The sequence below is a fragment of the Streptomyces sp. NPDC079020 genome, assembly GCF_044542225.1.
Lineage (GTDB): Bacteria > Actinomycetota > Actinomycetes > Streptomycetales > Streptomycetaceae > Streptomyces.
The window spans coordinates 64115-90611 of the sequence record NZ_JBITUB010000014.1; the positions used below are offsets into that span (position 1 = coordinate 64115).

Consider the following 26497-nt stretch of genomic DNA (forward strand, 5'->3'; position numbering starts at 1 on the left):
TCAGGCCTCCGCCGGTCCCGGCGCGGTCGCCCCGGTCCGCAGCCGGCGCAGCAGCCGGACGCCCAGGGCCGCCGCCTCCACGATCAGCACGGTCGCGCTGATGGCCGGGAGCCCGGCGACCGCGAGAACGCTGGCGGCGACGACGATGACGATCAGGACGACGACCTCGGGGACGGTGAGTGGGCGGGGCGGCACGGCGTCGGACGTGCCGCAGAGAAGGGAGCTGCTCATGAATGTTCTCCAGACGAATGTGTACTGCGGGCGAACAGATGGGTTGAGCAAGGCGGTTGCCGCCGCCTGTGTACGTAGTGATGTTGCAGCATTCCCGGCGGGCGGACTAACCCCTTCGGCGCCGATTCCGCGTCCGCGTCCCTGCTCCGGTCCGGCCCCGCCTCCGGCTTTCACAGGACTTCCTGCCTGGTCGCAGCAGTGATGACGAGCGCGATTCCGCAGATCCGTCCCACCTTTGCGCAGTCCCTTTTGGGGAGGCCCGCGGATAGCCGCAGCGCTGTCCCGCCCTCTGTTGCCCCTTCCGGCCATGGCCGGAAGCGTTCCGCCCCAGTTCACGGGCCCGTCAGGGGCCGGATTCCCGCAGCCCCGTCCCCGTGTTGACCTGGCGGCGTGGATACCCGATCTTTGACGGTGCGCCCGCAGCGGGCACGTTTCCGCTGCGGGGCTCTCCGATGTACTGCGGGCAATCCAGTTCCGGAGACGGGGCGGACTCGTTGCCGCGAGTCCCTCCTCAAGTCCCGGCACCGCGATGGCGGTGCCGGGACCCCGCCCGCGGCGGTCCGTCCACCCGGGCGCACACCGACCGGTGGCGTGCCGGAAGGGAGACGCGGCAGGCCCCGCCGCCCGCATCGAGGGAGAACGTGATGAACGATGTCGCGGCCGCCTGGGCCGCCGTCACCGACTGGACGGCGGTGCACGCGCCCGCCTCGCACGCCACCCTGCGGCCGGGAGCGACCGAGGCCGGCATCCGCGCGGCCGAAGGCCGGCTGGGGACGGCACTGCCCGAGGACCTGGCGGCGCTGCTGATGGTGTGTGACGGAACCGTCGACGCCTCCGCCCGGGACCGCGACCCCGACGAGTACGAACCGGGCCTGTTTCTCGCCCAGCACCACCTCCTGCCGCTCGACGCGATCGGGCGGGTCCGGGAATGCGGCGGGGACGCCGGGGAGTTCTGGGGCGACCGGGTGCCGTTCGCCGTCACCGACTACGCGCTCGCTCCGTGGGGCGGTCTGGCGGTCGACACCCGGGGCCGCCTCGCCGCATTCGGTCAGGGGTACGGCGAACCGCCGTCCGGACCGCTCAACACTCCGGGGTACGGCTCCCTCGCCGAGTTCCTGGGCGCTGTGGCCGAAGCCCTCACCCGGGGCACCGGCCCGTTGATGACCGAGGCCGTTCCCGGGCTTCACCTCGGCGCGCTGGTGTGGGGACCGTTGCCCGGTGACGGCGCTCCGTGGACGCCGGTGCACCCGGGGAACGGCTGAGCGGGCTGCCCGCCTCAGCCGTTGAGGAACTCCGCACATCGGAACGGACCCAGCGCGGCGCCTTCGGACGGCCGCAGGGTGACTTCCACGTCGTCGGCCCTGACCTTCGGTTCCAGCACGGACTGGGCGCGTGCCAGTGTGCACACCACCTGCCCCGTGCCCTGGTCGTGCCCCGTCGCCGCGTAGGGCCCGTCCAGGTGCACCGTGACGCGGGTGCCCGATCCCCGCACCGTGTAGCCGCCGAGTTCCTGGACGAGAGAGGTGAGTCCGTCGCGCTGTTCGGAGGGCGACGGCCCCGCCGAGAGCAGCTTCATCACCGTGCCGAGGTTCTTGATCTCCCTGTCGAGCAGCGGAACGCCGCGCAGCCCGCCGTCGGACGCGAAATAGAGCCGCGCCCCGCGCGTCGGGCCGGAGGCCGGCTCGCCCGCGTCGATCACTCCGGTCGGCTGGACACCGCAGCCCATGAGGGCGAGCCCCAGCACGACGACCATGGCACCCTGCCGCACCTTCACTCCGCTGCCTCCCCGGTACGCCGCAGAGGCAGCCGCAGGGTGAACACGGCGCCGCCGCGCGTTCCATCGGCCACATCGATCGTGCCGCCGTGCAGCCGCGCGTTCTCCAGCGCGATCGCCGTACCGAGGCCGCTGCCCTGTCCGCCGTCGTCGGACGCGCCTCGCGTACGGGCCGTGTCCGCCTTGTAGAAACGGTCGAAGACCTGCTCCCGGGCCCCCGGCGGCAGCCCGGGGCCATGGTCCGCGACCTCCAGCGTCACCCACTCCCCGTCCGCCTCACGCGCTGTCCCCAGGGTCACGGTCACCGGCGGAGCGCCGTGCCGCAGCGCGTTGCCCACCAGATTGGCGACGATCACGTCGATACGGCGCCGGTCGACCACCGCGCGGATGTCCTCGTCGAGGTGCGTCCGCACCCGCTCCGTCCAGCCGCGCAGCGCCAGCGACGCCCGTACGGTGTCGGCGAGGCCGGTCCCGGCCGCGTTCAGCCGGACCGCCTTGGCGTCGAAGCGGGAGATCTCCATCAGGTCGTCGACCAGCCGGGACAGCCGTGCCGTCTCCGCTCCGACGGTACGGGCCGCCCGCGCCGCGTCCGACGGCAGCTGGTCGGCGTCCTCCTCCAGGACGGTCGCCACCATCGTCATCGCGGCGAGGGGCGTGCGCAGTTCGTGCGACACGTCCGCCACGAAGCGGCGTGCCTTCGCCTCCTGCGCGCGCAGTCGCGCGTCGGAGGCCTGGAGCGCGTCGGCGGTCTCGTTGAACGTCGTCGCCAGGTCGGCGAGTTCGTCGTGACCGGTGACGGCGACCCGGCTGCCGAGATCCCCGGCCGCGAGTTCGCGGGTGGCCCGGCCCAGCTTCCGTACCGGACGCAGGACCGTGCGCGCGGCCAGCAGCGCGAGGACGGCGGCCAGCAGCACCACCGGCACGATGCCCGCCCGCACGGAGTCGAGCAGGGCCGCGGTGTCGTCGCGCTCGGCCCGCAGATCGGCGATCATGAAGACCTCCAGTCCGGAGGCGCGGCGGTCCCCGTCGGTGTACATCACGGGCGTGCCGACGGCCAGATAGGGCTCGCCCCGCCACATCACCCGCTGGAACCGCGCTCCGTTCCCGGTGCGCACGGCGTCGCGCAGCCCGGTGGTGATCCGGTCCTCCGTCTCGGCGAGCGAGTCGGAGACCCCGGTGAGTTCCTGGTAGCGGGCGACCACGGTGTTCCCTCCGACACCCTCCGACACCTTCGCCGCGAACCGGGACAGCGACTGCTGGTCGGGGGGTATGTCGAACTGGGCGGCCACCGTGCCGACCCGCTCCCGGAAGTCGTTCACCGCCGTGTTCTGGGCGCGCTGGAGGACGGCGGTGCGGGCGTCCCGGTAGGCGAGGGCGGTCGCTGTCACCGCGCTGATCAGGGCGACGACGACGAAGGCGACGACGAGCCGGACGCGCAGCCCGCCGACGAGCCGTCGCGAGCGCCTGCGCGGGGCGGCGCCGCCCCCGCCGTTTCCTTCCGGACGGTTCACAGCGGGCCGAAGCGGTAGCCGAAGCCCCGCACCGTCTGGACGTACCGCGGCTTCGCCGGCACGTCCTCCAGCTTGGCCCGCAGCCGGCCGACCGCGGCGTCCACCAGCCGCGAGTCGCCCAGGAAGTTGTGGTCCCAGACGGATTCGAGGAGCTGCTCGCGGCTGAGCACCCGGCCGGGGGAGGCCGACAGCTCCAGCAGCAGCCGCAGCTCGGTGGGCGGCAGCGGAACCGGGGTGCCGTTCTTGGTGACGGTCAGCCCGGCGCGGTCGATGTGCAGGCCTCCGAGAAGGGGACCGCCGGCTCCTCGCGCGGAAGCGGACATGGAGCCGGAGGCCGCATGGGACGGCGACGGTTCCGCGCGGCGCAGGGCGGCCCGGATGCGCGCCTCCAGGACGGGTGCGGTGACCGGCTTGACGACATAGTCGTCGGCGCCGGCCTCCAGGCCGGTCACGATGTCGGAGTCGTCGCCGCGCGCGGTCAGCATGATGACCGGCAGGGTCGCCGAGCGGGCGCGGATGCGGCGGCACACCTCGAAGCCGTCCATACCGGGCAGCATCAGGTCCAGCACGGCCAGCTCGACCCGCGCGCCCCGCTCCCCGGCCAGCAGGGCGAGGGCCTGCTCCCCGGTGGCGGCGGTGTCCACGCCGTACCCGTGCCGGCGCAGCACGAGTTCCATTCCGTCCCTCACGGACGCGTCGTCCTCGATCAGAAGCACATGCGGCATGGGGCCGATTATGGGCACGGCGGAAGCGTTCCGCCTACTCCGTACAGGGGCGGACGCGCAGGTCGGAAGCATTGTTACGTTCCCATCACCTCGTCATGGACCGGCCATCATCTGCGGCCGTGAACGTGAGGCCCATGAGTTTCCCCCTGACGAACCCCCGGACCACCACCCGGCTGCGCCTGGCCACCCTCGTGGCCCTGCCCGTACTCGCCTTCTCCGTCGCCTGCGGCGGCGGTGACGACAGCGCCGGCGGTGCGAAGAAGAACGAAGCGATCGCCGACGTACCGGACGCGCCGGCCGCGAGCGCCGCGGAGGGCGACAAGAAGCCGGGCACCCTGCCCCCGGGCAAGAGCGAGTTCTACGACGCCCAGATGACGTACGTCCAGTGCATGCGCGCCAAGGGCGGATACCCGGACTTCCCCGACCCCAAGCTCAGCGGCTACCTCGACTGGGCGAAGGTCAACGAGATCGGTTCCCAGCCCGGCCGCAACGAGGGCATCAAGGGCGGCAAGAACGGCGCCTGTGTACCCGAACTGCAGGCCGCCATGACAGCGACGCCCGAGATCGACCAGCAGAAGGCGTACGAGTCGATGCTCGCGCACGCCAAATGCATGCGGGACAACGGCATCTCCAAGTTCACCAACCCGACGATGAGCGCCGGGAACGCCCAGCCGGGCGGTCAGCCGGGCCCGATGTCCCGGGCCTACGACGAGGATTCGCCCGCGTACAAGCAGGCCCGCAAGGCGTGCGAGTCGAAGCTGCTCGAAGGCCTGGACGGCATGCAGTGAGGCGCCGCACCACCTACCTCGCTCTCGGCGCGGCGGCCGTCGCGGCCGCCGTCACCGGGGGATTCCTGCTCTCCGGTGGCGGCGGCGACACCGGCGCCTCCGGTCGCGACGGCGGCCTGCCGCCCGCCACCGCCACCGTCGTACGCACCGACCTCGTGCAGTCCAAGACGGTCGACGGCAAGATCGACTTCGCCCAGCGCCGCCCGGTCAGATCCGCCGTGGAGGGCACCGTCACGGTGGCCGCTTCCGAAGGGAGGACGGTGACCATGGGGCAGACGCTGTACGAGCTGAACGACAAGCCCGTCACCCTTCTCTACGGGCCGGTCCCGATGTTCCGCGAGATGAAGGCGGGCGACCGGGGCAGCGACGTGCTCCAGCTGGAACGCAATCTGCGTGACCTGGGCTTCGGAGCGAAGCTGTACGTCGACCCGTGGTACGACAAGGACACCGAGGCCGCCGTGAAGGAGTGGCAGAAGACCCTGAACCGCGACACCACCGGCAGGGTCGGCATGGGCGACGTCGTGTTCCAGCCCGACCGGGTCAAGGTGGCCGCCGCGGACGCCGCGCTGGCCGACCCGGTCGGCCCGAGCGACACCGTCCTGACGGTCGCCTCCACCAAACCCGTCGTACGGGCACAGCTGGACCAGACCGACGGCGCGCTCACATCGAGCGGCACCAAGGTCGAGGTCACCCTGCCGAGCGGGAAGACCGTGGCAGGCAAGGTCGCCGGGACGGTGCGCCCCGAGGACGCCGCCGACGGAGGCGGGGCCGCGGCGGAGGGCATCACTGTCGAGGTCGTCCTCGACGGCGGTGCGCGCGCCGTCTCCGGTGAGGACGCCAGGACGCCGGCGAGCGTGAAGTTCGTCAGCGAGGCACGCAGGGGAGTCCTCGCGGTCCCCGTCGAGGCGGTCGTCGCCCTGCGCGGCGAGAAGGGCGGCTACGGCCTCCAGATCGTCCTGGGCACCACCTCGAAGATGGTGCGGGTGGAAGCGGGCATGACCGCCGACGGGCAGATCGAGGTCAGCGGCCCCGACGTCCGCGAGGGACTCAAGGTCGGAGTGGCGAAGTCATGACGCCTGCCCCCGTGATCGAACTGCGGGACGCCACCAAGTCCTACCCCGGCGGCGTCCACGCCCTGCGGCGGGTGAACCTGACGGTCCTGGAGGGCGAACTCGTCGCCGTCGTCGGCCCGTCCGGCTCCGGCAAGTCCACGATGCTCAACGTCATGGGCACCCTCGACAAACCCACCACGGGCACCGTCCGGGTCGCCGGGTACGACGTGTCCGAGCTCTCCGACTCCCGGCTCTCGGCACTGCGCGCCCGCCATATCGGCTTCGTGTTCCAGCACTTCCACCTGGCGGCCGGGCGCGACGCGGTGGACAACGTCGCGGACGGACTGCTGTACGCGGGCGTACCGCTCAAGGAACGGCGTACGCGGGCGCGGGAGGCACTCGCCAAGGTGCGGCTCGACCACCGCTGCGCACACACGCCCAACGAGCTGTCCGGCGGCGAGAAGCAGCGCGTGGCCATCGCCCGCGCCCTGGTGGGCGACCCCCGGCTGCTGCTGGCGGACGAACCGACCGGGGCGCTGGACACCGCGTCCGGCGAGATCGTCATGGAGCTTCTGCACGAGCTGAACGCGTCCGGCACGACCATCTGTGTGATCACCCACGACAACGAGATCGCGGACTCGCTGCCGCGCCGGGTCCGTTTCAAGGACGGCGAGATCGTCGCGGACTCGCGCCCCGTCTCCCGTACCGGAACGCAAGAGGCGGTTTCATGAAGAACGCTCTGAAGCCCTCCCGCCTCTCCCCCCGCGACATTCTCCGCGTCGGCGCGGTCGGCCTGCGCGCGCGCCGCGCCCGTGTGGTGCTCTCGGCGCTCGGCATCGCCATCGGGATCGCGACCATGGTCGCGGTCGTCGGCCTGTCCGAGTCGAGCCGTTCGGACCTGATGGCCCGGCTCGACCGCCTCGGCACCAACCTCCTCACCGCCGAGGCGGGCGAGGACGCCATGGGGGGAGAGGTCGAACTCCCCAGGAACGCGGTGGCGATGGTCGAGCGCATCGGCCCGGTGCGGGACGCCACGGCCACCGCCGAGGTCGACGCGCGCATCCGCCGCAGTGACCTGGTCCCCGAGGAACGCACCGCCGGAGTCACCGCCCAGGCTGCCCGCGTCGACCTGCTGTCCACGCTCGGAGGCGAGGTCGACAAGGGTGTCTGGCTGGACACCGTCGGCGAACGGCTCCCGATGACGGTCCTCGGGACGGTGGCCGCGGAGCGCCTGGGCATCACCCGCACCGGCGAGACGATCATGATGAACGACATCCGTGTGGTCGTCGTCGGCATTCTCGAACCGATCGAACTGGTCCCCACCCTGGACCGGGTGGCCCTGGTCGGATTCCCCGCGGCCGAACGCTATTTCGGCTTCGACGGACTCCCCACGACCATCTTCGAACGTTCCACGGACGCCTCGGTGGAGGACGTGCGGGCGGTCCTCGCCCGTACCATCAGTCCCGGCAACGAGTCGGCCATCAGGGTCTCCCGGCCCTCGGACGCGCTGGCCGCCAAGGCCGCCACGGACGAGGGCCTGACGAACCTGATGCTCGGCCTCGGCGCGGTGGCCCTGCTGGTCGGCGGCGTGGGCGTGGCCAACACCATGGTCATCTCCGTCCTGGAACGCCGTCAGGAGATCGGCCTGCGCCGGTCGCTGGGCGCGACCCGCAACGCGATCCGGCTCCAGTTCCTGACCGAGTCACTGCTCCTGTCGGCGCTGGGCGGCGCGGCCGGCGCGCTGCTGGGAGCGGCGGCTACCTGCGGCTTCGCGAGGGTCCAGGGGTGGACGGCGGTGGTCCCGCCCTGGTCCCTGGCCGGCGGGCTGGCCGCCACGCTCCTGATCGGTGTGGTCGCGGGCCTCTATCCGGCGATCCGCGCCTCCCGCCTGCACCCGACGGTGGCTCTGAACGCGACGTGAGGACGGCCGGGGCCCCGGGGCCGACGCCGGACGGCGGACGCCACCCGGCCTGCGCACCGGGCCGGGGGCGGGCCGGGGGCCGGGCCCCCGGCCCCCGGACATCCCGGGCCGCCCGTGCGCGGGTCAGGGCTTGCGGGCGAGACCGCCGTGCTCGCCGATGGGCTCCGGGGCGGTGGATGCGGGCTCCGGACGCCAGAGGGGAACGGAGACGACGCCGGGCTCCAGCAGTTCCAGACCGTCGAAGAACGCCGCGATCCTGTCGACGGGACGCAGGAAGTACGGAACGGCACCGGTCTCGTTGTAGGCGTCCTGGGCCGCCTCGTAGGCGGCGTCGGTGCCCCGTGAACCGTCATTGATGGAGAGATAACTGCCCGGCGGCAGCCCGTCCATCAAGCGGGTGACGATGGAGCGGGCCTGCTCGTAGTCCGCGACGTGGCCGAGGATGTTGCTGAGGATCAGGGCGGTGGGCCGGCTGAGGTCCAGGGTCCGGGCGGCGGCCGCGAGGATGCGATCGGGGTCGGCGAGGTCGGCGTCGACGTACGCCGTCGTCCCCTCGGGGGTGGAGGTGAGCAGCGCGCGGGCGTGCGCGAGGACCATCGGGTCGTGGTCGACGTAGACGATCCGGCTCTCGGGGGCGAGCCGCTGGGCGACCTCGTGGGTGTTGTCCACCGTCGGCAGGCCGGTCCCGACATCCAGGAACTGCCGGATGCCGGCCTCCTGAACCAGGTACGTGATGTTGCGGCGCAGAAAGGCGCGGCTGCTGCGGGCCACGGTGACGATGCCGGGGAAGACGGAGCTGTACGCGTCGCCGGCTTCCTCGTCGACGGGGTAATGGTCCTTCCCGCCCAGCCAGTAGTTCCAGATACGGGCCGAGTGCGGCACCGACGTGTCGATGTTCTGATGCACCGCCGGTCCGGGCGTCATCTCATGGTCAGTCATGGGCACCGTCCGTCTTTCCACCGCTGCGGGAGTGTTCAACGCCCAACCTACGTTCCGTCAGTTCCGGCCCGTACACCGGCTCGACCCGCCCTGGCCCATGCGGATCGGGTGCCCGGATGGCCCGTTCGGCCGGTCGGCATCCCGCCCGCCGCCCGACTCCCCGTCCTTCCTCCTCCACGGGGACCCGCCCGGAATCCGGCACCGCCACGCGGCGGGATGACCTCGGTCCGGACTTCGGCACCGGTCGCGGTGGCGAGTAATTGTCCGGAATTGATTTGCTGTCGTGGGTTACGCCGAACTCCGGCGGCCGAAGTTTATCCTTTTGCTGCGGACGTCACGGGTGCGCAGGGGAGTGAAGATCGCGGCTCGATAGGCCCCCGGAAGCCACGACCGGTTCCGTGAATCATCGGCCCTGGGTTGTCCTTCCCGCATACTGCCCTATGCTTCCCTCGCCGGTGGACGGGTGAGGGATAGAGATACCTGCCGCTGATGGCGCGGCCTCTCGACCGGCATGTGTGCCTGCGCTCTCGAAAATCAAAAGGGTAAATCCGCACTCATTCGGGAATCGAGTGACTGAAATGCAGCAATTGACGTATGAGCAGGTGTCCGATGCCGGCAGCGACTCCAGTGGCATGCCTGGGGAGTGGGTGGTCAAAACGTCGAACGGTGAAGGGTTCCGTTGGCAGGGGTTCTACACCGGGCCGCTCGAACTGACGCCCAAGCAGTCCGCCGATATGGCAAGGGATCTTCTCGGGATGGAGCCCGATGCCATCGGAGCCGCCGCTGCCGAGGAACTGGAACCGTACGTCTCCGACGGCACCGCCGTACAGGCGGTGATCCTGCACTCGGCCACCCCGATCCTGCGGAGTCTCCAGGCCGACCTGGCGGACGCGAGGTCGGGACAGCCGGCGGACGATGTCGCGACCTATGTGGAGGCGCGTTCGGTCAGCCTGGCCTCGCCGGGGGACGTGGTGGTCGGACGGTCCCGCCCCTGGCGGACGGCCGCGACGCTGGCGGGGGTCGAGGCCGTCGAGGTACCCGGCATCGAGTACTACTACCTCTCGCAGTCGCTGCTCCTCCTGGCGCACCGGACCGATGGCCGGGCCCCCGCCTGGCAGCGGCTCATCGAGGTCGTGCGCCACAACCCCCGCATCCTCGTCCGGCTCTACGCACTCGACCGTGACACCCAGACGCTGCTGCTCTACCTCAAGCGGAAGGCCGGCGTCGAGAAGCTTCTCGTCGATGCCAACAGCCCCGAAGTGGCCGACTACTGGAACACCAAGGCCCCCCTGCACCCCTCGGTCGACGACGCGCTGACGGTGTCCGCGACCTTCCCGGACCCGGCCGACCTGCTCGCGGCGGAGACGGCACTGTCCCCGATGGCCGTACGCCTGGGAGTGCGGTTCCCCGTGGTGCCGGGCTACTCGGTGTACCCCGACGACTCGGACGCGACGGTGGTGGTCCAGCGGTTCTCCGAAGCTGCGGCTCTGCTGCGCGAGCGCTACGGCTTCACCCAGGGCTGCCTGAAACCTTCCGAGGGCGGCGCGGGCGCCAGGATCTCCCCGGCCATCAGCATCGACAGCCCCGAAGAGGTGGCCCGGGTGGCCGAGCAGCTCCGGCACACGAAGGAACCCTGGGTGCTCGAAGCGTTCATGCACTACACCCAGGTCCCGATCGGCAGCCGGACCGTACCTCTGGCCCCGTCCGCGCATGTGCGCAACGGGCACGTCGCCGAAGGGGTGACCCTCCAGCTGACCGGCGGGACGTCCTGGCAGGGCAACGTGCTCATGGACGCCGAGAGCTGGGCCGAGGCGGGTCTGTCGGCGGACACCTACCCCGCCATGCTCGGCATGGTGGAGGAACTGCGCTCCGCCTTCGCGGAACGCGGGCTGAGAATGGTCACCGCCGGCATCGACTTCGCCATCGGCCATCTGGGCGGCGCGTTCGGCGACCGCGAGATCCTCGCGTTCCAGGACCCCAACCTCTCCTCCCACGGTGCCGAGTATCTGAGGCTCTTCCTGGACGCCGCCCGCGAGCGGGGACACGGACGGTACGCGGCGACGAAGGTGGTGCGCCCCGAACCGTCCAGCGACCTCGCGCTGCTGCGCGACCTGCCGGAGCCCGCCATGGCACCGGGCTGCCACGCCGAGGTGATCAGCGCCGTCCCCGGCCGGTGGGGCATGCTGGCCGCCTCCGCGCCGTCGCCCGTGATGGCCCTGGAAACCGTCCTGTCGTACGAGGCCACGCTGTCCGCCACCGGCCGCATCCGCGCGGCGGCTGCCCGCCACTGACAGCCGCGCCGCACCCGCCCGGACGCACCCGTTGTGCCATGGGCCGGCGGTCCGGCGGCAGAACGGGGCCAGGCAGGTGCGGCGGGTCCGCGGAACAGTGGGATACGGCGGCGCTCACCGCCGGACGATCAGCCGCCCCCGGAGAGGCGCGGCGCGCGATGGCCGTGCACCGGCGGTTCGGCAGGCCCCGTCAGGGGCGGCGGCGGGGCGGGCCCCGGTGTCACACCGGTGACGAGGCGTGCGGCGGGGAGCCGTCCGGGGCACGCAGTATCCCGGGGGTCCGGTGACGTCCGGTCGTACGCCGGATCCAGAGGACGAACTCGGGCCACGGCTTGCGGTCCCGGTGCCGGTAGGTCGTGCCGCGGTTCTCCTGCGGCACCGCGCTGATGGCCTCCCCCCGCTCCAGGCCGCGCGCGAGTTCGGTCAGACGGAGCGCGGCCGCGTGCACCGATCGCGCGTACAGCTGTTCGTCGCTGTCGCCCGGGTGCGGCGCGGGGGTGACCCGGTCGAGGATCGGCCCGGCGTCCAGCGCGGGGGTGACCAGGTGCAGCGTGGCGCCGATGTGCTGCCAGTCCTGGTGCAGATAGGCGAAGTAGACCCCGTGGTTCCCCTTGTACTCCGGAAGCCATCCGCCGTGGATGTTCACCATGAGCCCGGGTGTCCGCTCGATGATCTGCTTGCCGAGGATGCCGGTGCCGCAGACCACCGTGAGATCCGGTTCGAGCCGGGCGCTGAGCTCCTTGGCCTCCGCGCTGTTCACCGAGTCCACCACATGAACGGGGGACGGGCTGTGGGGGAGTCCGCGCGACAGCTCCTGGAAGTACGCACGGCGCTGCCGGGCACGGCCGGTGAGCCGCTGACGCCAGCCCTGGTAGAGGCGGTAGGCGAGGTCACGGTGACGCCGATTGCGCTTCAGCCTCCGCTTCTGTGCCGCGCCGGGTTCCACGATCGTCGCCACGAGGTCGAGCTCCGAGGCCAGGAGCAGGCGGAGGTAGGAGTGCTGAGGGTCGTCGGACGTGAGCAGCAGCACCCGCAGACGGCTGCCGTCCGGTGTGGCGCGAAAGGTCCAGTCCTCGTTGGTGATCTCCATCTGTGTCTCCCTCTCAGGTCGTGACCGTGTCGGCGGCGACGTCTGCACCGAGAGCGCGGCGGGTACGCAACGGGTGGTAGAGCGTGTGCATGGGGTGGTGCCGGCCGCGCAGCGCGTCGAGCACCGCCTCCGCGATGACCGGTGCCTGGGCGAAGCCGCCGGTGTTGTGGCCGCCGGTGACGACGAAGGTGCCGTTGGCGGCCGGCGCCGTACCGAACAGCCCCAGGTTGGAGGCCGTCCACGGCCGGACGCAGTACGCCTGTGTCCTGCGCAGGCCCGCCCTGCCGCCGATGCTCTCGTAGGCACGGGGGAAGAGCCGGCGCACGGTGTCCGCCACCGCGGAGTGGAGGCTTCTCAGCTTGCGCTCGTCGATGTTTCCGGGGTCCGCACCGGTCCAGCCGTAGCCGGAGCCGATCATGAGGACCGGTGCACCGGAGGCGTCCCGTCCGACGGTGACATTGGCGTCCTCGGTGATGTGGCCCCGCCGGGCGACCTTGAGGGAGTTGGCGAGGGCGGGCTCCAGGTTCGGGATGGTCGCCCAGCAGCCCAGGACGCCGTGGATCTGGTCCGCGAAAGGGGTGTCCAGCAGAAGGGAGCCGCCGTCGACCCCGGGGGAGACCACGTAATGGTCGCAGGACAGGACCCCGTCGGCCGCGCTGACCCCCGCGACACGGTCACTCGCGTCCCGCAGAAGGCGTTCGGCGCGCAGGCCGAAGCGCAGGTCGGCTCCGCCGGACGCGAGGGAGTCGAGCAGACGGCCCATGAAGTCATGCACGTTGACCGTGAAGCCCCGGACGAGAATGCCGCCGGCGAACGCGCCGGGTACGGCGTCCCGGAGGGCGGGAAACTCTTCGCGGACCTGCGGCGAGCCATAGCGGCCGATAGTCGCTCCGACGGCATCCTGCCGCAGCGCGGCGGCGTCGAGGTGCTGGGGGTTCTCGTACAGACGGAGGATGTCGTGGCGCAGTTCGACATCGTCCAGGAGGTGGGGCCGGGCCTTCGGCCAGGACCGCCACAGCTCGCCGCTGCGTCGGTTGAGGCCGAGGATGTCCCGGCTGTAGCCGTGGGCGAGCCAGGGCGGAACACTCTTGAAGTCCCGGATCCACCGCCGGTCGGCCTCGGACGCGGCGGTGTCCGGACGGACGTCCCAGCCGAGCCGCGCGGGCGGACGGTCGAAGACGAGATTGCTCTCCGTGTCGCCGGTGCTCTTGGCGTGGTACTCGTCCATCTCGGTGAGGGTGAACATACGGGCGTTGCCGCCGCCCCGGGAGGCTCCGTACCTGTGCCAGGGCTCGTTGTCGCGCGGATCCGGGCAGGCGTCGACGACGGTGACCTGGAACCCGTTCTCCATCAGGTGGTGGGCGGTCACCAGGTTGGTGACACCGGCACCGACAAGCAGGACCGTCTCCCTTATCCCCTGGTGCCCGGCGGCGGGGGCGGGCCGGTGGCTGCGGGACGCGCGATCGGCCGCGACGAGCTGTTCCTGCAGAAAACGTTCGGCGAGCGCGATCGCCGAGAAGAGCGCGCTCTCGTCGCTGTGACCCCGGGAGCGGGAGCACATGAGGACCGGGATGCCGAAAGGAAGCTCCCGCCGGGGTTTCGCCGGGTGCATGGAGGGCGGCCGATGAGCCGTGCCCGTCCGTTGGGAGGACTCCATACGTACTAAAGCCACATGAATTCCGGGCATCGCGTTGCGCCAATGACGCAGGGCCTTCACCCCTAGCTCACGCTCCGAGACGATCACGCCGGGGCGTGTTCCGGCGATCGCCGCCGCGAGTGCACCGTCATCGGCGGTGAGAAGATCCGGCCGGAACCGGATTCCGTTGCCCGGTACATTCTGCGCCAACGAGCCCGGCACCTCAGCTATGACAAGAACGCGCATTTCCCCTCCACGGTCGGCCTTCGACGTCGTGCTGTCTGGGACTACAGAGAGCGTCCCCTGACCTGGCGAGTCGCAGTCGGGCTATGCGGGTTTCTTTGGGCGCCGATGGCCCTGTGCCCCGGCCGTCGGTGACGACGGCCGGGGCGGGCCGGGCAGCCGTCGTCGCGGCGCCGCCGACCGGTGCCCGCGAGGCGCGGTGCTGGTCATCGCGGTGGGGACGCCGCGCGGCGGAGGCGGCGGGGTCAGAGTTCTCTGGTCATGAATATGCGGCTGGATCCGGCGGGTGTGCAGGCCACTTCACCCAGACGCCGCCACCCGTGCCGCTCGTAGAAGAGGGGGGCCTGGAAGCTGATGGTGTACAGCGCACCGGTGACGCATCCGCGGGCCCGCCCCTCGTCCTCGGCGCGGCGCAGCACGGTGCTGCCCAGCCCGGTACCCCGCAGCGCCGGCGGGAGGTACAGCAGGTCGACGAAGAGCAGGCCGAGAGAGGTCCGCCCGGTCAGACCGCCGACGACCTTCCCGGTATCGCGCTCGCGTACCAGGACGGCGAGGGACCGGCGGTCGGCGATGCCCGTGACATCGGTATTGAAGCGGTCCAGTGCGTCGGAGATGACCGCCGTGTCGTCGGGGCGGGGGGCGTCGGTGAGGTCCAGTTCCAGGGAGCTGTGCACGCTGTTCATGGGAGTGGAGCGTAGAATCCGTACGGTTCGGCGGGCGCCGAACGGTACGGAGGAGACCATGCCCGGTGCGGGAGCGGACCGGGGGGAGGCGGATGTCGGCATCGGCCTCGCGGCCGTCGCCAGACTGCTGGCGGACGGCACACGCGCCGACATGTGCGTGGCCCTCCTCGACGGCCGTGCGTGGACCGCGCGGGAGCTGGCCCGGCATGCGGGCGTCGCCCCCTCCACGGCCACCGAGCACCTGAACCTGCTGGTGGACGGTGGCCTGGTGGCCGATGAGCGCAGCGGCCGCCACCGCTATCTGCGCCTGGCGGGACCGCACGTGACGGCGCTGCTCGACAGCCTGGCCGAGATCGCCCCGTACAGCCCTCCGAGTCCCCGATCGCTCGGCGCGACGGGACGCGCGCGGGCCCTGGCCCGCGCCCGGCTGTGCTACGACCACCTCGCGGGAACCCTCGGCATGGCCGTCACCGACGCGCTCCTGGGCGGCGGCCTGATCACCTGGGATCCGCAGCCGGCACTCTCCGCGGCAGGAGCGTCCCGGTTCGACGAACTCGGCGTCACCTGGTCCACCACGTCCCGGCGCCCGGTGGTACGGGCCTGCCTCGACTGGACCGAACGCCGCCCGCACCTGGGCGGAGCACTGGGAGCCGCGCTCTGCTCGCACGCGCTGGCGGCGGGCTGGGTCACCAGGATCGGCACCGGCCGGGCCCTCGCCCTCACGGAAGCCGGGCGCCAGGTCTTCGTCGAACAGCTCCACGTCCCGGCGGACCGCCTTCCCTCCGGCGAGAACGGGCCCCTGCGCCGACAGTGACAGGGCCGCCGTCCTCTTTTTCTCCCCCGTACGCCCCATCGGACAGGTGCGGCCCGGTCACTAGGTAGACTGACCTACCTAATTACCGAAGGGGAGTGCGATGAGCGGAACCGGCACCGCGGCGACGCCACCGAAGAGGCGGCGGGGAGCCGCGCGCGAGCGGCTGCTCGCCGCCGCGTCGCGCCGCTTCTACGCGGACGGGGTGGCCGCGACGGGAATCGACACGATCACCGCCGAGGCGGGCGTGGCGAAGATGAGTCTGTACAACAACTTCTCCTCCAAGTCGGACCTGGTGATGGCGTACCTCGACGCACGGCACGAGGAGTGGCTGGCCCTCTACCGGCAGCGGCTGCAGGGCGCCCGGGACGGGCGGGACGGGGTGCTGGCTGTCTTCGACGCGTACGCGGATCACGCGGCCGGTGCCTATGAGCACGGATTCCGGGGGTGCGGACTGCTGAACGCGGCCGCCGAACTGCCCGCGGGGGACCAGGGCCGGACCGCGGTGCGCCGGCACAAGGAGGAGATCGAGTCCCTGCTCGCCGGGCACCTCGACGAGCTGCTGCCCGAGCGGCCCGAGGACGCGCGCGCGATGGCGGAACACCTGGCGTACCTGCTGGAGGGTGCGACGGCGCGCGCCGGGCTGGACGGTGCGGGGACGCGTCTGGAGCGTGCCCGGAGGATGGCGGCGGACCTGATGGACCGGCTGTGACGCGCCGCGCCGGACATCCGGCCGGCTCGGTGGGCGCGGGGTCCCTGTGCGTGCTCGTGGCGTCGGTGCTGTGGGGGACGACGGGTACCGCCGCCACCTTCGCCCCGGCGGTCGGCCCCCTCGCGATCGGGGCAGTGGCCATGGGGCTGGGCGGGCTGCTCCAGACACTGGTGGCAGGCCGCTGTATCGCGGCCGAGGCGCCCCGGCTGCGCGAGGAGCGGAGTGCGGTGCTGCTCGGCGGGATCGGGGTGGCGATCTACCCTCTGGCGTTCTACAGCTCGATGCGTCTGGCCGGGGTCGCCGTCGGGACAGTGGTCTCGATCGGCTCGGCCCCGCTCGCCTCGGCCCTGATCGAACGGGTCGTGGACGGACGCCGTCTGACGCGCCGCTGGATGCTCGGCACCGGCCTGGGGCTGTCCGGGACAGTGCTGCTGTGCCTGGGCGAAGCGGCCCAGGCCCACTCGGTCCCGGGGGGAGGTTCCGCGCGGGAGACCCTGCTCGGTGTGGGGCTGGGCCTGCTGGCCGCGCTCAGCTACGCCCTGTACGCGTGGGCCGCGCACCGGCTGATCAGCCGCGGTGTCTCCTCCGGCGCGGCGATGGGCGGCGTCTTCGGGCTGGGCGGGGTGTTGCTGGTGCCCGTCCTGCTGGCCACCGGCGCCCCCCTTCTCGACTCCTGGCCGAACGCCGCCGTGGGCCTCTACCTGGCCCTGGTGCCGATGTTCATCGGCTACGTACTGTTCGGATGGGGCCTGAGACACATCACCGCGAGCACCGCGACCACGCTCACCCTGCTGGAACCCGCGGTCGCCGCCGTACTGGCCGTGCTCGTCGTGGGCGAACGCCTGCCCCCGCTGGGCTGGGTGGGCATCGCCCTGGTCGTCGCCTGTCTCGCCGTGCTGACCATGCCGTCGAGACCGGCTCCGCGGACACCGGTGGCCGGCCCCGATGCCGGGGCCGGGGCCGAAGCAGGGATACGGGGCACGGCCCGGCCCCCGGCCCGCAGCGGCACACCGGGCACGCCCGAAGTGCGCTGACGGGACGGGCAGGGTACGACGGGACAGCCGTCAGGGGGTCCGCAGCCCCACGCGGTCGATCGCACAAGTCCCGGGATTCCTGGTGCTCTTCGGGTTCTGGCCCACATGGGTCAGCCGGATCAGGTTGACCCCTGCCCGCAGGGAGACCTGGGCGAACTCCGGCTCGGCGTAGGTCATGACCGGGCTGTACAGGTCCAGCGGTGCGCCGACCGCCGTGCCGTTGACCGACAACCGGTAGATGCCCCGTGAGTCATGGCGCTTCACCCGGAGCCTCAGCGTCCGCGTACCGGCCTGCGGGGGCCGGAACTCGCACGTCAGTGCGTCGCCGGGTGCGGCGGGCGTGAACAGCAGCCCGTGACCGGCGCCGCACTGGGGATCGGCGAAGGTCTCGGTGCGGCCGCCCGAGGCGGTGACCACCAGGTCCTCCGCCTCCGCCTGCCATTCCAGGGGGCGCGGCGCCCAGTTGCCGCGCGAGTCGCACAGCACCACACGGGTGCGGTCGGTGGCCGCCTCCGTGTCGGTGTAGGCGACCATCCGGCCGTCGGGCGAGAAGGCCGGATGGGGATGGCCCGGATGGGCGGAGCCCCAGCCCACCGGGCCGAGGGTGCGCGGAGGGTGTACGCCGGTCAGATCCACCAGGGCCACCGCACCCTCCTGGCCGAGCGCCGATCCGTTGCGGCCATTGGTGTCGGTCACCGCCCAGCGGCCGTCCGCGGTGAGATCGCAGTGGTTGTACGCGCCGTTCGGCCCCGAGGGCCCCGGTGCCAGCAGCCGATCCGGCCGATCGTCCGGGTGGACCATCCACAGCCCCGACGCCCTCCCGCCGATGGCCACGGCGAGACAGCCGGTGGCCGCCCGGGAGTTCCACACGGGGTGGGTCCCGACCGGGACGCCCGCCGCCGCTTGGTCCCAGATCATCTTGCCTTGCGGCGCGTGGACCGGATGCAGGCCCCACGCGAGGATGTTGCCGCCGAGCACGTAGCCGATCCATTCGGGATCGTGGGCGCTGTACTGGAAGTGGGTGGCCATCACGTCCCCCGAGAACACCTCCCTGACGCCGCCGTCCGTGAGTCCGATCTCCACCGCCGTGGTCGGTCCGGCGGTGATCGGTGCCGGGTAGTGGCTGCACAGCACCCTGTCGCCCGCCGGATGCAGATTCACGACCACGCTGAGCGCGCGGCCCGGCGGTGGTGAATAGAGCTTGACGGGGGAGGGGTCGGCCAGGTCGATCAGCCAGATCGCGTTCTCGGCGCAGGTGACGAGGCGTCCGGAGTGGATGTTCCACCAGACGAACGGGTTCCGGTCGCTCGCCGGGGTCGCGAACCGCGCCAGGAACCGTTGCTCACCGGTCCGCAGATGCACCTCCCACAGACTCGTTCTTCCGGTCTCACGCTGTCCGAGCACGATGCGGTCGGCGTCGACGAAGCCGTTGTGGGTGGGGTAGGTGAAGTAGCGCCGCTGGCCGAAGGAGCTGAGGTGGCGCAGGGCGAACGGCTCCCCGGCCGCGGCGCCGGCGCTCACAGATCCCGTACCGGCAGCGGCGTGCGCGGAGCCCGGTCCCGCGGATATTCCCGCGGCCAGCACAGTCAGCCCGGCCATACGGCCGAACCCTCGTCGGGTGATCTCACTCATGGCGTCCTCACGGTGGGTGGGGCGCTCAGCTTCGAACCCGCCGAAGGGGGACGTCAAGGTGCTAATACGTATTAGTTCAGCCCGTCGGCCGATCCGTGGCCGCGTGCCGCCCCGTCCGGCGAAGGTCCCTGCCCTGCACCCGTCGTCCAGGGGCGTGGTGGTCGGGCGGCCTCCGGAAAAAATGCGTCCGACCCCTTGACGGGCTGCTCGGGGCGCGTTCAAAGTACTCGTCAACACCCAGTACTAATACGCATTAACGAAGGATCGGAAGCGGAGATGGCGCAGCGGGAAACTCAGGACCGGCGTGGCCGGACATCCCGTCCGAGGCAGGCCGAGGTCGCCCGCCTGGCAGGGGTGTCGCAGGCCACCGTCTCGCTGGTCCTCGGAGGCAACAAGCAGGGCATCTCCATATCCGAGGAGACCCGGCACAAGGTTCTCGCCGCCGCGGACAGCCTCGGATACGTCCCCGACCCGGTCGCCCGCCGGCTCGCGGCCGCGCGCAACAACCTGCTCGGTGTCTTCTCCTTCACCGCCGCCTTCCCGACCGATGTGCGGCACTCCTACTACCCCTTCCTCGTCGGCGTCGAGCAGGAAGCCGCCTCCCGCGGCTACGACCTCGTCCTCTTCACGGGATCGAGCGGCGCCGGCGCCACCCGGCCGGAGGCGCTGAGCCGGGTCAGGCTCGCCGACGGCTGTCTCTTCCTCGGCCGGCACACACCCACCGCCGAACTGCGCCGCCTGGTGGACGACGGCTTCCCCGTGGTCCACATCGGCCGCCGTGACGAGCTGGAGGGGCTCGCCTGTGTCGGTGCCGACTATGTGAGCGCGAGCGCCGAAGTCGTGTCCCGGCTCGCCGCGGCGGGGCACGAGCGGATCGTGCTCGTTCGCGAGGACGACGACGCACACGCCTCGACCGACCGTGAACGCGGCTTCCTCAAGGGGCTGGAGGAGACCGGGCTGCCGGCCGGACCGGCCGCCGTCCTCCGGTGCGCCGACCCGGAAGCGGAGCTGACGGCGGCATGGCTGCACGCGCGTCTCGCCGAGGGCGTCACCGCGTTCGTCGCCGAGGAGACCGACACGGGCGCCGCCTGGCGGGCGTTGCGCGGAGCCGTCGACGAAGCGGGCCTGTCCTGCCCCCGGGACCTCTCGCTGGCCCTGCTCGGCAGCCCGCCCGCCGACCTGGCCCATGAGCCCGAGCCGGCCGGATTCGACATCCCCCGACCGCAGTTGGGCGCCGCCGCCATTCGTCTGCTGGCCGCACTGGTGGCCGGTGAGCAGGCGGCGGAGCCCCTGGTGACCTGCCCCTTCCGTCCCGGCGCGACGGTCGGGCCGCCGCCGGTACGGGCCTGATGCCACCGCTGCCCGGACCACCGGGCGGTGGATCCGGCAGCGGATCCACGGTCCGAACCCCAGATCATGTGCGGCATTTCCTTACGTGCCGCACGAGTTCCACGCACCACAAGGAGTGAAGTGAACGTGCAGCAACCCGACATCCTCGTCGTCGGCGGAGGCCTCGGCGGCGTCGCGGCCGCACTGGCCGCCTGCCGGGCCGGACGCACCGTCGTCCTCACGGAGGAGACCGACTGGATCGGCGGTCAGCTCACCTCGCAGGCCGTGCCCCCGGACGAGCACCCTTGGGTCGAACAGTTCGGCACCACGGCCTCGTACCGCAGTCTGCGCGAGGGCATCCGTCAGTACTACCGGCAGTGGTACCCGCTGCGCTCCGAGGCCCTCGCCCTGACCGGACTCAACCCCGGCGCGGGGCGCGTCAGCAAGCTCTGCCACGAGCCCCGGGTCGCCCTCGCCGTCCTGGAATCCATGCTCGCCCCCCACCGGGCCGCGGGGCGGCTCACCGTTCTGACCGGGCACCGACCGGTCGCCGCAGAGTCCGACAACGATGTCATCCGTGCCGTGACCGTCGAGTCCCTGCCGGACGGCAACCGCCGAACCCTCACGGCCCGCTATGTCGTCGACGCCACCGAGACCGGTGAGCTCCTGCCGCTCGCCGGAGTCGAGCACGCCAACGGCGCCGAGGCGCGGGCGGAGTTCGACGAACCCCACGCGCCGGACGAGGCCCAGCCGCTCAACCAGCAGGGCATCACCGTCTGCTTCGCCCTCTCCCATCACGCCGGCCAGGACCACACCATCGACCGGCCCGAGGACTACGCGTTCTGGCGCTCCTACCGACCCGACTTCTGGCCCGGACCCCTCCTCGGCTTCGAGGCACCCGACCCCCGCACCCTCGAACCCGTGCCCCGCACCTTCGTCCCCAATCCGGCGCTCGACCCCCTCGACGTCACGGCCGACCAGAGCGCCGACGCGGGCGACAAGGAACTCTGGGGCTTCCGCCGCATCCTCGCCCGTACGATGCACCGTCCCGGTTCGTTCGACTCCGACATCACCCTCGTCAACTGGCCCCTCAACGACTACTGGCTCAAGCCCTACATCGGCGAGGAGGCACAGGCCCTGCGCGAGGCACGGCAGTTGTCCCTCTCGCTGCTGTACTGGCTCCAGACCGAGGCCCCCCGGCAGGACGGCGGCACCGGCTTCCCCGGCCTGCGCATCCGCCCCGACGTCACCGGCACCGCCGACGGGCTGGCCAAGGCCCCGTACATCCGCGAGTCCCGCCGCATCAAGGCCGTCACCACCGTCACCGAACACGATGTCGCCATCGACCTCGTCGGCCCGCGCGGCGGCACCCGCCACCGCGACTCGGTCGGCGTCGGCGGCTACCGCATCGACCTCCACCCCTCCACCGGCGGCGACAACTACATCGACATCGGGTCCGTGCCCTTCGAGATCCCGCTCGGTGCCCTTGTCCCGCGCCGGCTGCGCAACCTGCTTCCCGCGGGCAAGAACATCGGCACGACCCACATCACCAACGGCTGCTACCGCCTGCACCCGGTGGAGTGGAACATCGGCGAGGCCGCCGGAGCCCTGGCCGCACACTGCCTGGCCGACGGTGTCGAACCGCACCAGGTCCAGGCGGACGACAAGCACTTCGACGAGTTCGCCCGCGTCCTGGAGCGCGCCGGGGTCCAGCGCCACTGGCCCGACATCCGCGGCTACTGAAGCCTCTCCCGACATCCCTGGGCGCGCGACGGCAGACACGGCGCCTCGCGGCGTTGTCGGAACATCCGTCGGCATCCGTCGGCATCCGTCGGCATCCGTACGCAGACATCCGGTACGCGGACCTCCGTACGCCCGGTGACGCACCGCATCCGACGCCGCGCGCCGATCCATCAGGGATCACGGAAGGCCGTTGGGGCGCATCCATCCCGTTCCCCCTTCCCGCACCGCAGCACACACGTTCCCCTCCCGCACCGCAGCACAAGGAGGTGCTTCCCACCATGACCACCCACCGCATCCGAGTCGGCATCGATGTCGGCGGGACCTTCACCGACGCCGTGGCCGTCGACGCCACGACGCTCGAACTGCTGGGACAGGTGAAGGTCCCCACCAGCCACCACCACGAGGACGGCGTGGCCCACGGCATCGTCACCGCCCTCGACCGGCTGCTTGACCGGACCGGCCGCGCCCCCGAGGACGTCGCCTTCCTCGCCCACGGGACGACGCAGGCCACCAACGCCCTGCTGGAAGGTGATGTCGCCACCGTCGGCCTGATCGGCATCGGCTCCGGCGCCGGAGCCGTCCTCACCCGCCGCCTCGCCGCACTCGCCCGGCTCGAACTCACCCCGGGCAAGCGCCTTCCGCTCACCTACGCCCATGTCGAGGACCCCGAGGACACCACCGCCGTCCGCCGCGCCGTCGAAGCCGTCGCCCAGGAGGGGGCGGAGGTCCTGGTCGCCAGTGAGCCGTTCGGGGTCGACCGTCCGGAAGGGGAGGAGGCCGTCACCGCCGCCGCACGGGCGGCCGGGCTCCCCGCGACAGCGGCCCACCGGATCACCTCGCTCTACGGCCTGCACAAACGGACCCGTACCGCCGTGATCAACGCGGCCATCCTGCCCCGCATGCTGGCCACCGCCGACCTCGTCGACGCCTCCATCGTCAAGGCGGGCGTCACCGCACCCCTGATGGTGATGCGCTGCGACGGCGGGGTGATGTCCCTGGACGAGATGCGGCGCAGACCACTGCTGACCGTCCTGTCCGGCCCGGCCGCCGGTGTCGCGGGCGCGCTCATGCGGGAGAGGATCAGCGAAGGCCTGTTCCTGGAGACCGGTGGCACGTCCACCGACATCAGCGTCGTGCGGCGCGGCAAGGTCGCCGTCCGGCACGCCGTCATCCTCGGCCGCACGTCCTACCTCAACGCCCTGGACGTACGCACCGTCGGCGTCGGCGGCGGTTCCATGGCGCGCGTCGGCGGCGGCAGGATCATCGGCGTCGGACCGCGCAGCGCGCACATCGCCGGGCTGCCGTACGCCTGCTTCGCCTCACCCGACGACCTGCGCGACGCCACCGTCACCACGATCCGGCCGATGGACGACGACCCGGCCGACTACGCCGTCATCGAGGCGGCGGGCGGTCGCTACGCCCTCACCATGACCTGCGCCGCCAACGCGCTCGGCCGGGTCCCCGAGGGCGACTTCGCCCACTGCGACCCGGCCGCGGCCCGTGCCGCCCTCGCCCCGCTCGCCGTACACCTGGGCGTCGACGTGCCGACGGCGGCGTCCAGGATCCTGGACGCAGGCACGGCACAGGTGAAGACCGTCGTCGACGCGATGGTCAAGGACTACCGGCTCGACAAGGACACCGCCGTGCTCGTCGGCGGGGGAGGCGGCGCCGCCTCCGTCACCCCGCACCTGGCCGCCACCAGCGGCATGGAGGGCCGGATCGCCCGCCACAGCGAGGTCATCAGCCCGATCGGCGTCGCCCTTGCCCTAGTCCGCGAACAGATCGAGCGGATCATTCCCGGCGCGGGGGAGGAACAGATACTCGCCGTCCGCGCCGAGGCGGAGGCCGCCGTCGTCGCCCAGGGCGCCGCGCCCGACGGCGTCGAGGTCGAAGTGACCGTCGACCCGCAGACCAGCACGGTACGGGCCGTGGCCACCGGCGCCACCGAACTGCGCACCCAGGACCGGGCCCGCCGGACCGGCGAGGACGAACGCCTGCGCACCGCCGCCGCCAGCCTCAGAACCGAACCGGCACATGTCGAGGTACTGGCGGGCACCTCGGCGCACACCGTGTACGGCACCGAGATACGCCGGCGCCTCCGCGCCGTGCGCCGCCCGGTCCGGGTCATCGACAGCGACGGCGTGATCCGACTCCACGCGGCGGACGCCCAGGTGGAGACGACCACGGTGGGCCGCGCGCCCGAAGTGCTCGCCGCCCTCGTGCGGGACACCACCTCGTACGGCGACGGCGGCGTCCGCGCCCCCGCCGTACGGCTGCTCATCGGCTCCCGGATCGTCGATCTCTCCGGCGTACTCGACCCCGAGCCGCTGCTCGCCCTCGCCCGCAGCGAACTCAAGGCGCGAGCCGCCGACGAGCCGGTGGTGGCGGTACTGGAGGTACGGACATGAACAACGCGACGAGCGAGGGGCGAAGGACGTCCCCGCACCCCGCCGACGACCTCGGACTCGCGGTCGATCTGCTCGCCGGCACCCCCACCCACGAAGGCCGCGACCGGGCCCTGCTGCGCCAATGGGCCCGGACAGCCGAGGAGTTCGGGACCCGGCTGCCCGCGGTGCGGCACCGGGCACGCGTCGTGGAGTCCGACGGCGGGCTGGACCTCGGTCTCCTCGCCCGCTACACCACCCGGCCCGAACCCACGATCGAGCTCTTCACCGACTCCTTCGCCCGCGCGGAGGAGATCGTCGAGGCGCGCGGCTGGCGTCAGTGGTTCCCCGCCGGCTCCCTCCGCGCCGCCGCCCTCGCCCACGAGGCCGTCCACGAGCAGCTCCACCACGGCCCGGCACGGGCCGCCCTCAAGCAGGCGCTCGGCCACACCGTCCTGCGGCTGGGCCGTCACCGGCTGCTCGGCCATGTCGTGGGTGCCGAGGAGATCGCCGCCCACGCCCACGCCCGGACCGTCTGCGGACTCGGCCGCAGCCCCCTCCTGATCACCGCCGCACTCGCCGAGGCCGGTACCGCTCCCGCCCCGCACGGAAGAGAGAACTGACCGTCATGGGTCTCGTCATCCTGCTCATCATGGCGGCCGGAGTCGCCGCGATGCTCACCCGCAGACTTCCCACCGCCTTCGCCCTGGTGCTGCTCGCCGTCGCCATCGCCCTCGTCTCAGGCGCCCCGCTCACCGGCAAGGAGAGCGTGCTGCAAACCGTCCTCCAGGACGGTGCGCCGGCCCTCGCCGCCACCATGATCGCCGTACTGCTCGGCTCCTGGCTCGGCAAACTCCTCGACGAGACCGGCATCGCCGGAACGCTCGTGCGGAAGATCATCGAATTCGGCGGCGACCGCCCCACCGTGGTCGCACTCGGAGTGCTCGCGGTCTCCGCCCTCGTCGGCACGGTCACCGGCTCCGCACCCGCCGCGATGCTCGCCGGGATCATCGGCATCCCCGCCATGGTCGCGGTCGGCATCCCCAGGACCACCGCGGCCGGCACCATCCTCATGGGCATCGCCGTCGGCATCCCCTTCGAACTCCCCGTGTGGCAGTTCTTCTCCACCGCCCTGGAACTGCCGATCCCGACCGTCCGCGGTTTCATGATCAAGCTGTTCCCCTTCGCGCTCGTCGCCGCGGTCCTCTTCGTCCTCGTCGAGTCCCGCCGCCGCGGCGTCGAACACGCCTGGGCCTTCAGGTCCGCCGCGGCCAAGCCCGCCTCACGGCGCGCGAAGCTCGGCGACGCCCCCTGGTACGCCCTGCTCACCCCGGTCGTCCCGCTGGTCCTCGCCCTCGGCCTCGATGTGCCGATCATCCCCTCGCTCCTGGCGGGCGTTCTCTACGCGCTGGTCACCACCACCCGCCCCGGCGGAATGAACAAGCGGCTGCTGCGCACGCTCTACGGGGCCTTCGAGGTCGCCGCCCCGCCGATCGCCCTCTTCATCGCCATCGGCGTCCTGCTCGCCGCGGTGAAGCTGCCGGGCGCCGTCGAGGCACTCGAACCACTGGTCGAGGCGGTCAGCCCGCAGAACGCCGTGCTGTTCGTCCTGGTGTTCACCCTGCTCGTCCCGCTCTGCCTCTACCGGGGCCCGCTCAACGTCTTCGGTCTCGGCGCGGGCATCGCGGGCGTCCTCATCGCCGCCGGGATCTACCCCGCCACCGCCGTCCTCGGCCTCGCCACCTCGTACAACCAGGTCTTCGGCGTCGCCGACCCCACCAGCACCCAGACCGTGTGGAGCGCCCAGTACGCGGGGGTCACCCCGCAACAGGTCATGCTGCGCACCCTCCCGTACGTCTGGGCCGTCGCCCTCGGCGGATTCTGCGTCACCGCCGCCACGTACCTCTGAACATCCCGTGGACGCGGCAGCGCGCGGGCCGAGCCCCGCGACCGCGTACTGCCCGCCGG

Annotated in this window: 23 protein-coding genes; 14 read left to right on the forward strand and 9 right to left on the reverse strand. The window is 72.0% G+C overall.

What is annotated here, in order from left to right; all coding sequences use genetic code 11:
- Positions 1–231, reverse strand: coding sequence for a hypothetical protein (locus tag ACIGJO_RS26755; RefSeq protein ID WP_399962226.1), 231 nt, complete (start codon positions 229–231; stop codon positions 1–3).
- A gap of 644 nt (positions 232–875) precedes the next feature.
- Here ACIGJO_RS26755 and ACIGJO_RS26760 point away from each other — a divergent pair.
- The gene (locus ACIGJO_RS26760; RefSeq protein WP_399962228.1) at positions 876–1493 is read left to right on the forward strand and encodes a hypothetical protein; all 618 of its coding nucleotides are present in this window, start codon (positions 876–878) and stop codon (positions 1491–1493) included.
- 14 nt (positions 1494–1507) lie between these two features.
- Here the strand turns inward: ACIGJO_RS26760 and ACIGJO_RS26765 are convergent, their stop codons facing one another.
- Genes ACIGJO_RS26765 through ACIGJO_RS26775 form a run of 3 tightly spaced genes read right to left on the reverse strand, consistent with a single transcriptional unit; the run spans position 1508 to position 4241 of the window.
- On the reverse strand, positions 1508–2005 hold the full coding sequence (locus ACIGJO_RS26765) for a hypothetical protein (protein ID WP_399962230.1): 498 nt from the start codon (positions 2003–2005) through the stop codon (positions 1508–1510).
- Positions 2002–3516, reverse strand: a complete 1515-nt coding sequence (locus ACIGJO_RS26770) for an ATP-binding protein (RefSeq protein WP_399962232.1) — start codon at positions 3514–3516, stop codon at positions 2002–2004. Before ACIGJO_RS26770 ends, ACIGJO_RS26765 begins: the two co-directional genes overlap by 4 nt.
- On the reverse strand, positions 3513–4241 hold the full coding sequence (locus ACIGJO_RS26775) for a response regulator transcription factor (RefSeq protein ID WP_399962234.1): 729 nt from the start codon (positions 4239–4241) through the stop codon (positions 3513–3515). The genes ACIGJO_RS26770 and ACIGJO_RS26775 overlap by 4 nt, the downstream gene beginning before the upstream one ends.
- Positions 4242–4375: 134 nt before the next feature.
- On the opposite strand from ACIGJO_RS26775, the gene ACIGJO_RS26780 reads away from it, so the two are divergent.
- Genes ACIGJO_RS26780 through ACIGJO_RS26795 form a run of 4 tightly spaced genes read left to right on the forward strand, consistent with a single transcriptional unit; the run spans position 4376 to position 8002 of the window.
- Positions 4376–5029 (forward strand): hypothetical protein, encoded by a 654-nt coding sequence (locus ACIGJO_RS26780; RefSeq protein ID WP_399962236.1) that lies wholly within the window; start codon positions 4376–4378, stop codon positions 5027–5029.
- The gene (locus ACIGJO_RS26785) at positions 5026–6102 is read left to right on the forward strand and encodes a peptidoglycan-binding protein (protein WP_399962238.1); all 1077 of its coding nucleotides are present in this window, start codon (positions 5026–5028) and stop codon (positions 6100–6102) included. Before ACIGJO_RS26780 ends, ACIGJO_RS26785 begins: the two co-directional genes overlap by 4 nt.
- The gene (locus tag ACIGJO_RS26790; protein WP_399962240.1) at positions 6099–6812 is read left to right on the forward strand and encodes an ABC transporter ATP-binding protein; all 714 of its coding nucleotides are present in this window, start codon (positions 6099–6101) and stop codon (positions 6810–6812) included. The genes ACIGJO_RS26785 and ACIGJO_RS26790 overlap by 4 nt, the downstream gene beginning before the upstream one ends.
- Positions 6809–8002, forward strand: coding sequence for an ABC transporter permease (locus tag ACIGJO_RS26795; RefSeq protein ID WP_399962242.1), 1194 nt, complete (start codon positions 6809–6811; stop codon positions 8000–8002). Before ACIGJO_RS26790 ends, ACIGJO_RS26795 begins: the two co-directional genes overlap by 4 nt.
- Before the next feature lie 123 nt (positions 8003–8125).
- On the opposite strand, the gene ACIGJO_RS26800 is transcribed toward ACIGJO_RS26795, so the two are convergent.
- Positions 8126–8941 carry an SAM-dependent methyltransferase gene (locus ACIGJO_RS26800; RefSeq protein ID WP_399962244.1) on the reverse strand — a complete coding sequence of 272 codons (816 nt, stop codon included), beginning with the start codon at positions 8939–8941 and terminating at the stop codon, positions 8126–8128.
- Between the two features lie 578 nt (positions 8942–9519).
- Between ACIGJO_RS26800 and ACIGJO_RS26805 the strand changes: the two genes are divergently transcribed.
- The gene (locus ACIGJO_RS26805; protein ID WP_399962246.1) at positions 9520–11232 is read left to right on the forward strand and encodes a hypothetical protein; all 1713 of its coding nucleotides are present in this window, start codon (positions 9520–9522) and stop codon (positions 11230–11232) included.
- Positions 11233–11452: 220 nt separating this feature from the next.
- Here the strand turns inward: ACIGJO_RS26805 and ACIGJO_RS26810 are convergent, their stop codons facing one another.
- From ACIGJO_RS26810 to ACIGJO_RS26820, 3 genes are all read right to left on the reverse strand, one after another.
- On the reverse strand, positions 11453–12322 hold the full coding sequence (locus ACIGJO_RS26810) for a formyl transferase (RefSeq protein ID WP_399962248.1): 870 nt from the start codon (positions 12320–12322) through the stop codon (positions 11453–11455).
- Between the two features lie 13 nt (positions 12323–12335).
- The gene (locus ACIGJO_RS26815) at positions 12336–14168 is read right to left on the reverse strand and encodes an NAD(P)/FAD-dependent oxidoreductase (protein ID WP_399962250.1); all 1833 of its coding nucleotides are present in this window, start codon (positions 14166–14168) and stop codon (positions 12336–12338) included.
- Between the two features lie 278 nt (positions 14169–14446).
- Complete coding sequence (locus ACIGJO_RS26820) at positions 14447–14884, reverse strand: GNAT family N-acetyltransferase (protein WP_399962252.1); 438 nt, start codon at positions 14882–14884, stop codon at positions 14447–14449.
- Between the two features lie 58 nt (positions 14885–14942).
- Here ACIGJO_RS26820 and ACIGJO_RS26825 point away from each other — a divergent pair, with 58 nt between their 5' ends.
- The 3 genes from ACIGJO_RS26825 (at position 14943) to ACIGJO_RS26835 (ending at position 17441) form a co-directional block, all read left to right on the forward strand.
- Positions 14943–15698: an ArsR/SmtB family transcription factor gene (locus ACIGJO_RS26825; protein WP_399962254.1), complete on the forward strand. Its 756-nt coding sequence runs from the start codon at positions 14943–14945 to the stop codon at positions 15696–15698.
- A 100-nt stretch (positions 15699–15798) separates the two neighbouring features.
- Positions 15799–16407, forward strand: a complete 609-nt coding sequence (locus tag ACIGJO_RS26830; RefSeq protein ID WP_399962256.1) for a TetR/AcrR family transcriptional regulator — start codon at positions 15799–15801, stop codon at positions 16405–16407.
- Positions 16404–17441 (forward strand): DMT family transporter, encoded by a 1038-nt coding sequence (locus ACIGJO_RS26835; protein ID WP_399962258.1) that lies wholly within the window; start codon positions 16404–16406, stop codon positions 17439–17441. Before ACIGJO_RS26830 ends, ACIGJO_RS26835 begins: the two co-directional genes overlap by 4 nt.
- A 30-nt stretch (positions 17442–17471) precedes the next feature.
- Here ACIGJO_RS26835 and ACIGJO_RS26840 read toward each other — a convergent pair whose 3' ends face one another.
- Positions 17472–19073, reverse strand: a complete 1602-nt coding sequence (locus tag ACIGJO_RS26840; RefSeq protein WP_399962260.1) for a hypothetical protein — start codon at positions 19071–19073, stop codon at positions 17472–17474.
- A gap of 276 nt (positions 19074–19349) precedes the next feature.
- Here ACIGJO_RS26840 and ACIGJO_RS26845 point away from each other — a divergent pair, with 276 nt between their 5' ends.
- The 5 genes from ACIGJO_RS26845 to ACIGJO_RS26865 all read left to right on the forward strand — a co-directional run bounded on the left by ACIGJO_RS26845 (position 19350) and on the right by ACIGJO_RS26865 (position 26438).
- The gene (locus ACIGJO_RS26845; protein WP_399962262.1) at positions 19350–20423 is read left to right on the forward strand and encodes a LacI family DNA-binding transcriptional regulator; all 1074 of its coding nucleotides are present in this window, start codon (positions 19350–19352) and stop codon (positions 20421–20423) included.
- A gap of 120 nt (positions 20424–20543) precedes the next feature.
- Positions 20544–22145, forward strand: coding sequence for an FAD-dependent oxidoreductase (locus ACIGJO_RS26850; protein ID WP_399962264.1), 1602 nt, complete (start codon positions 20544–20546; stop codon positions 22143–22145).
- Between the two features lie 278 nt (positions 22146–22423).
- A complete protein-coding gene (locus tag ACIGJO_RS26855) occupies positions 22424–24553 on the forward strand; it encodes a hydantoinase/oxoprolinase family protein (RefSeq protein WP_399962266.1) in 2130 nt (709 codons plus the stop codon).
- The gene (locus ACIGJO_RS26860) at positions 24550–25152 is read left to right on the forward strand and encodes a hypothetical protein (protein ID WP_399962268.1); all 603 of its coding nucleotides are present in this window, start codon (positions 24550–24552) and stop codon (positions 25150–25152) included. Before ACIGJO_RS26855 ends, ACIGJO_RS26860 begins: the two co-directional genes overlap by 4 nt.
- 5 nt (positions 25153–25157) lie before the next feature.
- A complete protein-coding gene (locus ACIGJO_RS26865; protein ID WP_399962270.1) occupies positions 25158–26438 on the forward strand; it encodes a TRAP transporter large permease subunit in 1281 nt (426 codons plus the stop codon).
- Positions 26439–26497 lie beyond the last annotated feature (59 nt).

Excerpts from the sequence above, each read along its gene's own strand:
- ACIGJO_RS26845 (WP_399962262.1), top strand. The coding sequence starts at position 19,350 with ATGGCGCAGCGGGAAACTCAGGACCGGCGTGGCCGGACATCCCGTCCG.
- ACIGJO_RS26800 (WP_399962244.1), bottom strand. The coding sequence starts at position 8,941 with ATGACTGACCATGAGATGACGCCCGGACCGGCGGTGCATCAGAACATC.
- ACIGJO_RS26820 (WP_399962252.1), bottom strand. The coding sequence starts at position 14,884 with ATGAACAGCGTGCACAGCTCCCTGGAACTGGACCTCACCGACGCCCCC.
- ACIGJO_RS26810 (WP_399962248.1), bottom strand. The coding sequence starts at position 12,322 with ATGGAGATCACCAACGAGGACTGGACCTTTCGCGCCACACCGGACGGC.
- ACIGJO_RS26780 (WP_399962236.1), top strand. The coding sequence starts at position 4,376 with ATGAGTTTCCCCCTGACGAACCCCCGGACCACCACCCGGCTGCGCCTG.
- ACIGJO_RS26840 (WP_399962260.1), bottom strand. The coding sequence starts at position 19,073 with ATGAGTGAGATCACCCGACGAGGGTTCGGCCGTATGGCCGGGCTGACT.
- ACIGJO_RS26830 (WP_399962256.1), top strand. The coding sequence starts at position 15,799 with ATGAGCGGAACCGGCACCGCGGCGACGCCACCGAAGAGGCGGCGGGGA.
- ACIGJO_RS26860 (WP_399962268.1), top strand. The coding sequence starts at position 24,550 with ATGAACAACGCGACGAGCGAGGGGCGAAGGACGTCCCCGCACCCCGCC.
- ACIGJO_RS26855 (WP_399962266.1), top strand. The coding sequence starts at position 22,424 with ATGACCACCCACCGCATCCGAGTCGGCATCGATGTCGGCGGGACCTTC.
- ACIGJO_RS26865 (WP_399962270.1), top strand. The coding sequence starts at position 25,158 with ATGGGTCTCGTCATCCTGCTCATCATGGCGGCCGGAGTCGCCGCGATG.
- ACIGJO_RS26790 (WP_399962240.1), top strand. The coding sequence starts at position 6,099 with ATGACGCCTGCCCCCGTGATCGAACTGCGGGACGCCACCAAGTCCTAC.
- ACIGJO_RS26755 (WP_399962226.1), bottom strand. The coding sequence starts at position 231 with ATGAGCAGCTCCCTTCTCTGCGGCACGTCCGACGCCGTGCCGCCCCGC.
- ACIGJO_RS26805 (WP_399962246.1), top strand. The coding sequence starts at position 9,520 with ATGCAGCAATTGACGTATGAGCAGGTGTCCGATGCCGGCAGCGACTCC.
- ACIGJO_RS26760 (WP_399962228.1), top strand. The coding sequence starts at position 876 with ATGAACGATGTCGCGGCCGCCTGGGCCGCCGTCACCGACTGGACGGCG.
- ACIGJO_RS26795 (WP_399962242.1), top strand. The coding sequence starts at position 6,809 with ATGAAGAACGCTCTGAAGCCCTCCCGCCTCTCCCCCCGCGACATTCTC.
- ACIGJO_RS26775 (WP_399962234.1), bottom strand. The coding sequence starts at position 4,241 with ATGCCGCATGTGCTTCTGATCGAGGACGACGCGTCCGTGAGGGACGGA.
- ACIGJO_RS26825 (WP_399962254.1), top strand. The coding sequence starts at position 14,943 with ATGCCCGGTGCGGGAGCGGACCGGGGGGAGGCGGATGTCGGCATCGGC.